This window comes from Pseudomonas sp. NPDC088368 (assembly GCF_044753445.1).
Taxonomy (GTDB): Bacteria; Pseudomonadota; Gammaproteobacteria; order Pseudomonadales; family Pseudomonadaceae; genus Aquipseudomonas; species Aquipseudomonas bambusae.
Genome location: NZ_JBIVNG010000006.1, coordinates 178,210 through 191,584 on the forward strand (window position 1 = coordinate 178,210; position 13,375 = coordinate 191,584).

Here is a 13,375-nt window from a genome sequence, read left to right on the forward strand (position 1 = left end):
GTTCGCCACCCTCGAAACCTACCGTGATTGAGTCCCGCGCATGAACACTGAATTCCGCAAATCGCTGCCCGGCACTTCGCTGGATTACTTCGACGCCCGTGAGGCAGTCGATGGGATCAAGCCGGGGGCCTACGCCACACTGCCGTACACCTCTCGTGTTTTGGCGGAAAACCTGGTGCGCCGCTGCGACCCGGCTACCCTCAAGGCCTCGCTGACGCAACTGATCGAACGCAAGCGCGACCTTGACTTCCCCTGGTTCCCGGCCCGCGTGGTCTGTCACGACATTCTTGGCCAGACCGCGCTGGTGGACCTCGCCGGTCTGCGCGACGCGATCGCCGACATGGGCGGCGACCCGGCGCAAGTCAACCCGGTGGTGCCGGTGCAGTTGATCGTCGACCACTCGCTGGCCGTCGAATGCGGCGGGTATGACCCGGATGCGTTCAACAAGAACCGCGCCATCGAAGACCGTCGCAACGAAGACCGTTTTCACTTCATCAACTGGACCAAGCAGGCGTTCAAGAACGTCGAGGTGATCCCGCCGGGCAACGGCATCATGCACCAGATCAACCTGGAGCGGATGTCGCCGGTGATCCAGACGCTGAATGGCGTGGCGTTCCCGGACACCCTGGTGGGTACCGACAGCCATACCCCCCACGTCGACGCGCTGGGCGTGATCGCCATCGGTGTCGGCGGGCTGGAAGCTGAGAACGTGATGCTGGGCCGCGCCTCGTGGATGCGCCTGCCGGACATCATCGGCGTCGAGCTGACTGGCCGCCCGCAACCGGGCATCACCGCCACCGACGTGGTGCTGGCACTGACCGAATACCTGCGCAAACAGAAAGTCGTTGGCGCGTACCTGGAGTTCTACGGCGAAGGCGCCCGCGCCCTGACCCTGGGTGACCGGGCGACCATCTCCAACATGGCCCCGGAGTACGGCGCCACCGCTGCGATGTTCGCCATTGATCAGCAGACCATCGATTACCTGACCCTGACCGGGCGCGACGACCAGCAGGTGAAGCTGGTCGAAATCTTTGCCAGACACACCGGCCTGTGGGGCGACAGCCTCGCCACCGCCGAATACGAGCGCGTGCTGAGCTTCGATCTGTCGAGCGTCGTGCGCAACATGGCCGGGCCTTCGAACCCCCATGCGCGGGTCGCGACGTCCGATCTGGCGGCCAAAGGTATCGCCAGCGCCTGGGAGGAAACCCCGGGCCTGATGCCGGATGGCGCGGTGATCATTGCGGCCATCACCAGTTGCACCAACACCAGCAACCCGCGCAACGTCATCGCGGCGGGGCTACTGGCGCGCAACGCCAACAAGCTCGGCCTGACCCGCAAGCCGTGGGTCAAATCCTCGCTGGCACCCGGCTCGAAAACCGTCGCGCTGTATCTCGACGAAGCGGGTCTGACCTCCGAACTCGAACAACTGGGTTTCGGCGTTGTGGCCTTCGCTTGCACCACCTGCAACGGCATGTCCGGCGCGCTGGACCCGGTGATTCAGCAGGAAATCATTGATCGCGACCTGTACGCCACCGCCGTCCTGTCGGGCAACCGCAACTTCGACGGGCGCATCCATCCCTACGCCAAACAGGCCTTTCTCGCCTCGCCGCCGCTGGTGGTGGCCTACGCCATCGCAGGCACTATCCGATTCGACATCGAAAAAGATGTGTTGGGTGTGGGCGCCAATGGCGAAAAAATCCGCCTGAAAGACATCTGGCCGACCGACGAGGAGATCGACGCGGTGGTCAAGGCGTCGGTCAAGCCGGAGCAGTTCCGTCAGGTCTACATTCCGATGTTCGCGATCCATGAAGATACCGGCCCCAAAGTCGATCCGCTGTACAACTGGCGCCCGGCGAGCACCTATATCCGCCGCCCGCCGTACTGGGAAGGCGTGCTGGCCGGGGAGCGCACGCTCAAGGGCATGCGTCCGCTGGCCGTGTTGCCGGACAACATCACCACCGATCACCTGTCGCCGTCCAACGCGATCATGCTCGACAGCGCGGCGGGCGAATACCTGGCGCGCATGGGCCTGCCGGAAGAGGACTTCAACTCCTACGCCACGCACCGGGGTGACCACCTGACGGCCCAGCGGGCAACGTTCGCCAACCCGAAACTGTTCAACGAAATGGTCCAGGAAAACGGCAAGGTCAAGCAGGGTTCGCTGGCGCGGATCGAGCCGGAAGGCCAGGTGACCCGCATGTGGGAGGCGATCGAGACTTACATGGACCGCAAGCAGCCGTTGATCATTATCGCGGGGGCCGACTACGGCCAGGGTTCGTCCCGCGATTGGGCGGCGAAAGGCGTGCGTCTGGCGGGTGTCGAGGCCATCGTCGCCGAAGGCTTCGAGCGCATCCACCGCACCAATCTGGTGGGCATGGGCGTGCTGCCGCTGGAATTCAAACCCGGCACCAACCGCACCACGCTGGGCATCGACGGCACTGAAACCTTCGACGTGATCGGCGAGCGTACGCCGCGCGCCACGCTGACCTTGGTCATCCTGCGCAAGAATGGCGAACGCGTGGAAGTGCCGGTCACCTGCCGACTCGATACCGGCGAAGAAGCGTCGATCTACGAGGCAGGCGGCGTGTTGCAGCGCTTTGCTCAGGACTTCCTCGAATCGTCCGCAGTGGCGTGACGACCTCCGGGCGCGACCTGTGGGTCGCGCCGGGGCTTCTATAAAGGAAAGCGATTTCATGGCTCATACCGCACAAATCAAAATCCCCGCAACCTACATGCGCGGCGGTACCAGTAAAGGCGTGTTTTTCCGCCTGCAAGACCTGCCTGAAGCAGCGCAGGTCCCAGGCCCGGCCCGCGACGCACTGCTGCTGCGCGTCATCGGCAGCCCCGATCCCTACGCCAAGCAGATCGACGGCATGGGCGGTGCGACGTCGAGCACCAGCAAGACCGTAATCCTTTCGAAAAGCATCAAGGCTGATCACGACGTCGATTACCTCTTCGGCCAGGTGTCCATCGATACGCCGTTCGTGGACTGGAGCGGCAACTGCGGCAACCTGTCAGCGGCGGTCGGTCCGTTTGCGATCAGCAATGGTTTGATTGATGTCAGCCGAGTGCCGCAGAACGGCGTGGCAGTAGTGCGCATCTGGCAGGCTAACATTGGCAAGACCATCATCGCCCACGTGCCCATCACTAATGGGTTGGTGCAGGAAACCGGCGACTTCGAACTGGATGGCGTGACCTTTCCCGCCGCAGAAGTGCAGTTGGAGTTCATGGACCCGGCGGCAGAGGAAGAGGGCGCGGGTGGTTCGATGTTCCCCACTGGCAATTTGGTGGACGATCTGGAGGTGCCGGGTGTTGGCACGTTCAAGGCGACCCTGATCAACGCGGGCATCCCGACGATTTTCGTCAATGCCAGCGACATCGGCTACACCGGCACCGAGCTGCAGGACGCGATCAATGGCGACCCGCAGGCGCTGAGCCGTTTCGAAACCATCCGTGCCTACGGTGCCGTGCGCATGGGCTTGATCGCCACGGTGGAAGAAGCCGCCAAGCGTCAGCACACGCCGAAGGTCGCTTTTGTCGCAAAACCGAGCGAGTACGTATCGTCCAGCGGCAAGCGCGTGTCGGTGGGCGACACCGATTTGCTGGTCCGGGCCATGTCCATGGGCAAGCTGCACCACGCCATGATGGGCACGGCGGCCGTGGCGATTGGCACGGCGGCGGCGATCCCGGGAACGCTGGTGAACCTGGCTGCCGGTGGTGGCGAGCGCAGTGCTGTCAGGTTCGGGCATCCGTCCGGGACGTTGCGTGTAGGGGCTGAGGCTGAAGTTGTCGGCGGGGAGTGGTCGGTCAAAAAAGCCATCATGAGCCGCAGCGCGCGGGTCTTGATGGAAGGCTTCGTAAGGGTGCCGGGAGAGCTTTAAGCTACAAGCTGCAAGCTACAAGCCAGACCGCGTCGTTGCGGACACCGCGATCTGCTCTGGCTTGCAGCTTGCAGCTCGCCGCTGCTTCTCCTATTTAAACCGCCGCTCGACCCCTTTCTCCACCAGCACTTTCGCCGAGATCTCTTCCACCGAAAAATGCGTGGAGTTGATGTTCGGAATGTTCTCTTTGCGGAACAGGTTTTCGACTTCCCGCACCTCGAACTCGCACTGGGCAAAGCTCGAATAACGGCTGTTGGGCTTGCGCTCGTGGCGAATGGCGGTGAGGCGGTCCGGGTCGATGGTCAGGCCGAACAGCTTGGCGCGGTGCTGTTTCAGCGCGGCGGGCAGGGTCAGCCGCTCCATGTCGTCTTCGGTCAGCGGGTAGTTGGCCGCGCGGATGCCGAATTGCATGGCCATGTATAGACAGGTAGGCGTCTTCCCACAGCGCGAAACCCCCACCAGAATGATGTCGGCCTTGTCGTAGTAATGGGTGCGAGCGCCGTCGTCGTTGTCCAGCGCGAAGTTCACCGCCTCGATCCGCTCCATGTAGTTGGAGTTGTGGCCGATGGAGTGCGATTTGCCCACCGAGTAGGAAGAGTGTGAACTAAGCTCCTGCTCCAGCGGGGCCAGGAAGGTCGAGAAGATGTCGATCATGAACCCGTCGGACGTCGCCAGGATCTCGCGAATGTCCTGGTTGACGATGGTGTCGAAGATGATCGGACGGACCTCGTCCTTCTCGGCCGCCTTGTTGATTTGCGCGACCATGGCCCGGGCTTTCTCGACGCTGTCGATGTAGGGGCGCGTGAACTTGTTGAACGTAATGTTTTCAAATTGCGCTAGCAGGCTCTGGCCAAGGGTTTCGGCAGTGATGCCGGTGCCGTCGGAGATAAAGAAAGCGGATCGTTTCATTTGCGCCTTGGGCCTTAAGCTGGTGACGATTCTTGGATATGATAGGCGGGCTTGCGTGCCTTCACTGGCCGCATTCTAACTATTTTCAGGGTCCAGACCACAAGCGCACAGGATCCGTTTCACCTGTGGTTCCAGCGCCAACGCTTTTCCCAACAACAAATCGGTTAGTGGAGAGATCACCTTGGTAGAGTACGTAGTTTCCCTCGATAAGCTCGGCAAGCATGATGTTGAGCATGTGGGGGGCAAGAACGCATCCCTCGGCGAGATGATCAGCAACCTGGCGGGCGCAGGCGTTTCCGTCCCCGGTGGCTTCGCCACTACAGCTCAGGCCTATCGTGATTTTCTTGAGCAGAGTGGTCTGAACGATCAGATTCACGCGGCACTCGATGCCCTCGACGTCGACGACGTCAACGCACTGGCGAAAACCGGTGCGCAGATTCGTCAGTGGATCATGGAGGCTGAATTCCCCGAGAAACTCAACGCTGAAATCCGCACTGCCTTCGCTGCCCTGTCGGCAGGCAATCCGGACATCGCCGTTGCCGTGCGTTCTTCCGCCACCGCAGAAGACCTGCCTGACGCGTCCTTCGCCGGTCAGCAGGAAACTTTCCTCAACATTCGCGGCGTCGACAACGTGATCCGCGCTGCGAAAGAAGTCTTCGCGTCGCTGTTCAACGACCGCGCCATTTCCTACCGCGTCCACCAGGGTTTCGACCACAAGCTCGTGGCCTTGTCGGCTGGCGTTCAGCGCATGGTCCGTTCCGAAACCGGCACCGCCGGGGTGATGTTCACCCTGGACACCGAATCCGGTTTCCGTGACGTCGTGTTCATCACCGGCGCCTACGGCCTGGGCGAAACCGTCGTACAAGGCGCGGTCAACCCGGACGAGTTCTACGTTCACAAAGGCACCCTCGAAGCCGGTCGTCCTGCGATCCTGCGCCGCAACCTGGGCAGCAAGGCCATCAAGATGATTTACGGCGAAGAAGCCAAGGCCGGGAAATCGGTCAAGGTCATCGACGTCGACGCGGCAGATCGCGCGCGCTTCTGCCTCAGCGATGAAGAAGTGAGCAACCTGGCGCGCCAGGCGATGATCATCGAGAAGCACTACCAGTGCCCGATGGACATCGAGTGGGCCAAGGACGGTGACGACGGCAAGCTCTACATCGTTCAGGCCCGTCCTGAAACCGTGAAGAGCCGCACCTCGGCCAATGTCATGGAACGCTACCTGCTGAAAGAGAAGGGCACCGTGCTCGCCGAAGGCCGTGCCATCGGCCAGCGCATCGGCGCGGGCAAGGTGCGAATCATCAAGGACGTGTCCGAGATGGACAAGGTCCAGGCCGGCGACGTGCTGGTCTCCGACATGACCGACCCGGACTGGGAACCGGTCATGAAACGCGCCAGTGCCATCGTCACCAACCGTGGCGGCCGTACCTGTCACGCGGCGATCATCGCCCGTGAGCTGGGCATCCCGGCGGTCGTCGGTTGCGGCAACGCCACCGAACTGCTGAAAGACGGCCAGGGCGTGACCGTTTCCTGCGCTGAGGGCGACACGGGTTATATCTTCGAAGGCGAGCTGGGCTTCGACATCAAGCAGAACTCCGTGGATGCCATGCCGGAACTGCCGTTCAAGATCATGATGAACGTCGGTAACCCTGATCGTGCGTTCGATTTCGCCCAGCTGCCGAACGCCGGTATCGGTCTGGCGCGTCTGGAATTCATCATCAACCGCATGATTGGCGTGCACCCAAAGGCGCTGTTGAACTACCCGAACCTGCCGCTCGACATCAAGGAAAGCGTCGACAAGCGCATCGCCGGTTACAGCGATCCGGTCGGTTTCTATGTCGAGAAGCTGGTCGAGGGCATCAGTACGCTGGCGGCGGCTTTCTACCCGAAAAAGGTCATCGTGCGTCTGTCGGACTTCAAGTCCAACGAATACGCCAACCTGATCGGCGGCAAGCTGTACGAGCCTGAAGAAGAAAACCCGATGCTGGGCTTCCGTGGTGCTTCGCGTTACATCAGCGAAAACTTCCGCGACTGCTTCGAGCTGGAATGCCGTGCCCTCAAGCGCGTGCGCAACGAGATGGGCCTGACCAACGTGGAAATCATGGTGCCGTTCGTGCGCACTTTGGGCGAAGCGAGCCAGGTGGTCGATCTACTGGCCGAGAACGGTCTGGCCCGTGGTCAGAACGGTCTGCGCGTGATCATGATGTGCGAGCTGCCGTCCAACGCTTTGCTGGCGGACGAATTCCTCGAATTCTTCGACGGCTTCTCTATCGGCTCCAACGACCTGACCCAGTTGACGCTCGGTCTGGACCGTGACTCCGGGATCATCGCTCACCTGTTCGACGAGCGTAACCCGGCGGTCAAGAAACTGCTTTCCAATGCCATTCAAGCCTGTAACAAGGCCGGTAAGTACATCGGCATCTGCGGTCAGGGCCCGTCCGATCACCCGGACCTGGCGCGCTGGCTGATGGAGCAGGGCATCGAAAGCGTTTCGCTGAACCCGGATTCGGTGCTGGAGACCTGGTTCTTCCTGTCCGAAGAAGAAGCACCAAAATGAGGTAAGATGCGGGCCCGTTTCGGCGGGCCGGTCCACATGAAGAAGGGCGGTCTCGATGATTCCGCCCTTTTTTCATGACATTTTTTTCATTCGGGATTCTTCCCGGAACTTCAGCGCCGCGACAGTCTCAGCATGCTATCCCTGATGCGGCGCCATTTTTCGAGTCAAGCAAACGCAATATGCAAAGCAGCAGTCTTCTCTTTCCTGTGGCCTTGATCAGTGCCGAGCGACGTGGCGATCTGATCGAGGACGTGTACCGCCTCAAACCCGGCAACAGCCTGGATTTCACGGTCGAATTGGCCGTGACGCGCCTTGGTCGGGTGGTAACGCCCGATGTGCGCGGCGTGCCGGTCATCCTGCTGCATGGCAGCTTTTCCAACCGCCGCTTCTGGTATTCCCCGAAAGGCATCGGCCTGGGCGCTTATCTGGCTCGCGCCGGGTTCGACGTGTGGATTCCGGAAATGCGCGGCCATGGCTTGTCGGCCCGCAACGAGGCGTATCGCCACAACCGCGTGGCTGACTACGCTCGCCACGATCTGCCAGCCATCGCCGCCTTCGTCGCCGAACAAAGCGGTCAAGTGCCACACTGGATCGGGCACTCGCTCGGGGGCACCACGCTGGCGGCAGCCCTCGGCGGCCATTACATGGACAGCAGCCATGCCGCGTCGGTCGCATTGTTCGGCAGCCAGATCACCCGCAATTACTGGCCGCTAAAGGTCCCGCCGCTGACGTGGAGCGCGCGCTTGCTGCTCAAGCGCTTCGAGCATGTGTCCGGTCCCCGCTTCAAGCGCGGTCCTGAAGACGAGCCCATGGGCGTCATACTTGAAAGCCTGCGCTGGCACGGTCTTTTCGGCCGCTTTGGCGACAAAAAGGACGACTGGTGGTCAGGCCTTCGTCATGTCGATGTGCCGACCTTGTGCGTGGCCGCCGTGGGTGATCATCAAGACCCCGAGTGGGCCTGCCGCGAGTTGTTCGAGCAGTTCGGTTCAGTGGACAAGGCGTTTCTCCTTCTGGGCCGCGAGCAAGGGTTCACCGAGGACTTCGGCCATGTGCAAATGTTAGTGAGCAAGGCTGCCCAGGCGCAGGTCTGGCCCCGGGTCGTTGAGTGGCTGAATCGTCGAATCGATGCCGTACAGCCTGAATCAACGCTGAACATGACGGCAACTTCTTGATGAAGGGGGCGTAAGGCATTTCTATGTCGGGCGTCTGCGGCTAAGCTACACGCGGTTGAGTGGATGACCGAGGCGATGCGGTACACAGCACTCGTCGGTCAGGTTTTTGTTCTATATAAGGAAGCATTGTGATGGCGGGCGCGGTCAGACGTGCGAGCCATCCGGATCTGCCTCGGCGGGTCACCCTTGGAAACGATGCCTTCACTGACAGGAGCTTCTCATGCACTACATCACACCGGATTTGTGCGACGCCTACCCTGAGCTGGTTCAGGTGGTCGAGCCGATGTTCAGCAACTTTGGCGGTCGCGACTCTTTCGGGGGCCAAATCGTGACCCTCAAGTGCTTCGAGGATAATTCGCTGGTGCGTGAGCAGGCCGAACAGGATGGCAAAGGCAAGGTGCTGGTGGTCGATGGCGGTGGTTCGCTACGACGCGCTTTGCTGGGTGATCTGCTGGCAGAAAAAGCCGCGAAAAACGGCTGGGAAGGCATGGTCATCTACGGCTGCGTACGTGATGTCGATGTCCTGGCACAGACCGATCTCGGTGTGCAGGCATTGGCCAGCCACCCGCTGAAGACCGACAAGCGCGGCCTCGGTGATCTGAATGTCGTCGTGAGCTTCGGCGGTGTGACGTTCCGCCCTGGTGAATATGTGTATGCCGACAACAACGGCATCATCGTCTCGCCAAGCCCGCTGACAATGCCGGACTGATCGAATTTTGATGCAGTCCACCCATGCAAGGATTGGAATGTTCGACGAAGACAACGCGCAATGGGGGCTGGTACATGCCCTGGTGCTGGACGGGAAAGGCGGTGCGCGTTCAATCGCTCGGACCGATCTGGATGGCCTGCAGTTGGAGCCTCACGAAAGCGTGTGGCTCCACTGGGATCGCAGCCATCCGCAGACTCAGACGTGGTTGCGCACGGCCAGCGGCCTCACGCCGTTCGTCTGCGACCTCATGCTTGAAGAGAACACACGGCCGCGACTCCTGCCATTGCCGGACAACGAATTACTGCTGTTTTTAAGGGGCGTCAATCTGAACCCCGGGGCTGAGCCCGAGGACATGGTGTCGGTGCGCATCTTTGCCGAAGCGCAACGGGTCATTTCCCTGCGCCTTCGGTCGTTGCGCGCCACCGACGAAATGATCGACTTGCTCAGAGAAGGGAAGGGGCCGAAGACCGCGTCCGAACTGCTGGTGTATTTGGCTCAGTTACTCACTGACAAAGTGCAAGCGGTGGTCAGCGAGTTGACCGAATTGGTCGATGACATGGAAGAACGCATAGACGCCGACGAACGGTACATGCCCGAACACGGCAACATGGTGCACATCCGCCGAAGGGCTGCGGGCATGCGTCGTTTTCTCGCGCCGCAGCGTGAAATCTACGCACAGTTGACCCGCAGCAAGATGCCCTGGTTTGTCGAGGACGATGCTGATTACTGGAACGAGTTGAACAACAGCCTGACCCGGTATCTGGAAGAACTCGAATTGACCCGCGAGCGCGTGGGGCTGGTGCTGGAGGCCGAAGATAGACGCCTTAACGAGCGCATGAACCGCACCATGTACCGCTTCGGGATCGTCACCGGGATCTTTTTGCCGATGAGCTTTCTCACCGGTTTGTTGGGGATCAACGTGGGGGGTATTCCCGGGTCGGAGAACCCCCACGGCTTTATGCTGGCATGCGGCCTGATGGTCGTGGTCGCGGTGGGGCAAATGTGGTTGTTCAAGCGTCTGCGCTGGGTATGAGAGGGCAAAAAAAGGAGTTGATCCGGTTTCGTCGTGTGACTCGTGCAAAACTGCCTGCGTCTTCCAGTGACATCACGTGAGGTGCCCATGCACGACCCGTTTGAAGAATCACTGAGAGACATGCTCAATTCTTCGTCCTCCAGCCGGGACGATGACGCAGTGCTGGGGCGAGTCTTGAAGACGGCGAATCGCCAGGTCGGTGCAGGTGATCTGTTTGGCCTGCTCGGCCGTTGCACGCAAGCCCTGATGATTGCCGTGAACAACGGTTCGGCTCACGTTTCACCTGTTTCCCGTCGCAAGGCGACGATTGCCGGCACCCCGTTTGACGGTGCTCAAGACAAGGCTGATTGAATATGGAATTGGATCTCTGGACACAGAGCCTGGTCACCGCAATGACTGCGTTGTGGACCAAAGTCGCGAACTTCATCCCGAACCTGTTCGGGGCTCTGGTGGTTGTTCTGCTGGGTTTCGTGGTCGCCAAGCTGCTCGACACCCTGCTGTCCAAGTTGTTGGCAAAACTGGGGCTGGATCGCCTGATGGGCGGCACCGGCCTGACCAAACTGATCAGCCGCGCAGGGATTCAAGTCCCGATTTCGACGCTGATCGGAAAGATTGTGTATTGGTTCGTGCTGTTGATTTTTCTGGTGTCGGCGGCAGAATCCCTCGGCCTTGAGCGGGTCTCGGCGACACTGGACATGCTGGCGCTGTATCTGCCGAAAGTGTTTGGCGCGGCGCTGGTGCTGCTGGTGGGTGTCCTGCTGGCTCAGTTGGTGAACGGTATCGTCCGTGGCGCAGCGGAAGGCGTCGGTCTGGATTACGCGGCAGGGCTGGGGCGTATCGCCCAATGGCTGGTGATCATCATCAGCATTTCGGTGGCGATCAGCCAGTTGGAGGTGAAAACCGACCTGCTGAACCACGTCATCGTGATCGGATTGATTACCGTTGGTCTGGCCGTTGCGCTGGCGATGGGGCTGGGAAGTCGCGAAATTGCGAGCCAGATCCTGGCAGGAATTTATGTGAGAGAGTTGTATCAGGTAGGGCAACAAGTGCGTGTTGGAGAGGTCGAAGGGCAGATCGAAGAGATTGGCACGGTGAAAACCACGCTGCTGACCGAGGAAGGTGAACTGGTGTCGTTGTCGAACCGAATCCTTCTCGAACAGCGGGTGAGCAGCCGCTGAACCGGCAAATCTGCTAATGTATGCCGCCGCAAAATCCCGGAGAACCGAGACGCGGTGGACATTTACCTGACTGTCGGCACGGCCTGTTTTGAATAAACCCCAACCGCTCTCACAGCGATACGACCCCCGCGAGCTCTCCGATGAGGAGCTGGTGGCGCGCTCGCACGCCGAGTTGTTTCACGTGACTCGGGCCTACGAGGAGCTGATGCGGCGCTACCAACGGACACTTTTTAACGTCTGTGCGCGATATTTGGGGAACGATCGCGATGCTGACGATGTCTGTCAGGAGGTGATGCTTAAGGTGTTGTATGGATTGAAAAATTTCGAGGGAAAATCGAAATTCAAAACCTGGCTCTACAGCATCACGTATAACGAATGCATTACGCAGTACAGAAAGGAGCGTCGGAAGCGTCGGTTGATGGACGCTTTGAGTCTCGACCCACTCGAGGAAGCGTCTGAAGACAAGACGCCAAAACCAGAAGAAAAGGGCGGGCTCGATCGATGGCTGGTGCACGTGAACCCGATTGACCGGGAAATCCTGGTGCTGCGATTCGTCGCAGAGCTGGAATTTCAGGAGATCGCAGACATAATGCACATGGGCCTGAGTGCGACGAAAATGCGCTACAAACGAGCACTTGATAAATTACGCGAGAAATTTGCAGGCGTGACCGAAACTTAACTCGGAGCAAATATCTCTAACGAGCAGGCAAGTTCTGATAGACTTGCCGATGAGTTGTCTCCTGATAAGGGAGACCGCTTTACAATCACCAGATGGGGATTTAACGGATGAAACTGAAAAACACCTTGGGCTTGGCCATTGGTACTATTGTTGCCGCAACTTCGTTCGGCGCGCTGGCACAAGGCCAAGGCGCAGTCGAAATCGAAGGCTTCGCCAAGAAAGAACAGTTCGACAGCGCTCGTAATTTCAAAAATAACGGCAACCTGTTCGGCGGTTCTGTTGGCTACTTCCTGACCGACGACGTTGAATTGCGTCTGGGCTACGACGAAGTGCACAACGTGCGCAGCGACGATGGCAAGAACATCAAGGGCGCGAACACCGCTCTGGACGCTCTGTACCACTTCAACAATCCGGGCGACATGCTGCGCCCATACGTCTCGGCTGGTTTCTCCGATCAGAGCATCGGTCAGAACGGCAGCGGCGGTCGTAACCGTTCCACCTTCGCCAACATCGGCGGCGGTGCCAAGCTGTACTTCACTGACAACTTCTACGCCCGTGCTGGCGTTGAAGCTCAGTACAACATCGACCAGGGTGACACCGAGTGGGCGCCAAGCGTCGGTATCGGTGTGAACTTCGGCGGCGGCTCGAAGAAAGTTGAAGCAGCACCGGCTCCAGTAGCTGAAGTGTGCTCCGACAGCGACAACGACGGCGTGTGCGACAACGTCGACAAGTGCCCAGACACCCCGGCCAACGTTACCGTTGACGCCAACGGTTGCCCGGCAGTTGCTGAAGTCGTACGTGTTGAGCTGGACGTGAAATTCGACTTCGACAAGTCGGTCGTCAAGCCAAACAGCTACGGTGACATCAAAAACCTGGCTGACTTCATGAAGCAATACCCACAAACCACCACCACTGTTGAAGGTCACACTGACTCCGTCGGTCCTGACGCTTACAACCAGAAACTGTCCGAGCGTCGTGCAAACGCCGTTAAGCAAGTTCTGGTTAACCAGTACGGTGTTGGCGCTAACCGCGTGAACTCGGTTGGCTACGGCGAATCCCGTCCAGTTGCCGACAACGCAACCGAGGCTGGCCGCGCTGTTAACCGTCGCGTAGAAGCACAAGTCGAAGCTCAAGCTAAGTAATTAGCCCCGCTTTGCAGAAGAACCCGGCCTCGGCCGGGTTTTTCTTTTTCTGAGGGTTTTAAAGGTTTGATATGTGGCGAATTGTCGCACCCATGTATCGGTATTGAGGCCAATG

Annotated in this window: 11 protein-coding genes; 10 read left to right on the plus strand and 1 reads right to left on the minus strand. The window is 59.8% G+C overall.

Annotated features, from left to right (window positions below):
• The first annotated feature begins 40 nt into the window (after positions 1–40).
• Positions 41–2,635 (plus strand): Fe/S-dependent 2-methylisocitrate dehydratase AcnD, encoded by a 2,595-nt coding sequence (gene acnD, locus ACIQAL_RS14925; protein ID WP_401146623.1) that lies wholly within the window; start codon positions 41–43, stop codon positions 2,633–2,635.
• Between the two features lie 58 nt (positions 2,636–2,693).
• Complete coding sequence (prpF, locus tag ACIQAL_RS14930; protein WP_401146626.1) at positions 2,694–3,881, plus strand: 2-methylaconitate cis-trans isomerase PrpF; 1,188 nt, start codon at positions 2,694–2,696, stop codon at positions 3,879–3,881.
• A gap of 90 nt (positions 3,882–3,971) precedes the next feature.
• On the opposite strand, the gene ACIQAL_RS14935 is transcribed toward prpF, so the two are convergent.
• Positions 3,972–4,790, minus strand: coding sequence for a pyruvate, water dikinase regulatory protein (locus ACIQAL_RS14935; RefSeq protein ID WP_341964256.1), 819 nt, complete (start codon positions 4,788–4,790; stop codon positions 3,972–3,974).
• A 181-nt stretch (positions 4,791–4,971) separates the two neighbouring features.
• Here ACIQAL_RS14935 and ppsA point away from each other — a divergent pair, with 181 nt between their 5' ends.
• From ppsA to ACIQAL_RS14975, 8 genes are all read left to right on the plus strand, one after another.
• Complete coding sequence (ppsA, locus tag ACIQAL_RS14940) at positions 4,972–7,347, plus strand: phosphoenolpyruvate synthase (RefSeq protein ID WP_401146628.1); 2,376 nt, start codon at positions 4,972–4,974, stop codon at positions 7,345–7,347.
• 179 nt (positions 7,348–7,526) lie between these two features.
• Complete coding sequence (locus tag ACIQAL_RS14945; RefSeq protein WP_401146631.1) at positions 7,527–8,519, plus strand: alpha/beta fold hydrolase; 993 nt, start codon at positions 7,527–7,529, stop codon at positions 8,517–8,519.
• 220 nt (positions 8,520–8,739) lie between these two features.
• Positions 8,740–9,228, plus strand: a complete 489-nt coding sequence (gene rraA / locus ACIQAL_RS14950) for a ribonuclease E activity regulator RraA (RefSeq protein ID WP_341964259.1) — start codon at positions 8,740–8,742, stop codon at positions 9,226–9,228.
• A gap of 37 nt (positions 9,229–9,265) precedes the next feature.
• A complete protein-coding gene (locus ACIQAL_RS14955) occupies positions 9,266–10,261 on the plus strand; it encodes a zinc transporter ZntB (protein ID WP_341964260.1) in 996 nt (331 codons plus the stop codon).
• An 87-nt stretch (positions 10,262–10,348) separates the two neighbouring features.
• Complete coding sequence (locus ACIQAL_RS14960; RefSeq protein ID WP_166595488.1) at positions 10,349–10,612, plus strand: CrfX protein; 264 nt, start codon at positions 10,349–10,351, stop codon at positions 10,610–10,612.
• Between the two features lie 2 nt (positions 10,613–10,614).
• On the plus strand, positions 10,615–11,439 hold the full coding sequence (locus ACIQAL_RS14965) for a mechanosensitive ion channel family protein (RefSeq protein WP_341964261.1): 825 nt from the start codon (positions 10,615–10,617) through the stop codon (positions 11,437–11,439).
• An 88-nt stretch (positions 11,440–11,527) separates the two neighbouring features.
• Entirely contained in the window at positions 11,528–12,118 is a 591-nt protein-coding gene (sigX, locus tag ACIQAL_RS14970; RefSeq protein WP_166595490.1) for an RNA polymerase sigma factor SigX, read from the plus strand.
• A gap of 107 nt (positions 12,119–12,225) precedes the next feature.
• On the plus strand, positions 12,226–13,260 hold the full coding sequence (locus tag ACIQAL_RS14975; protein ID WP_166595491.1) for an OmpA family protein: 1,035 nt from the start codon (positions 12,226–12,228) through the stop codon (positions 13,258–13,260).
• Positions 13,261–13,375 lie beyond the last annotated feature (115 nt).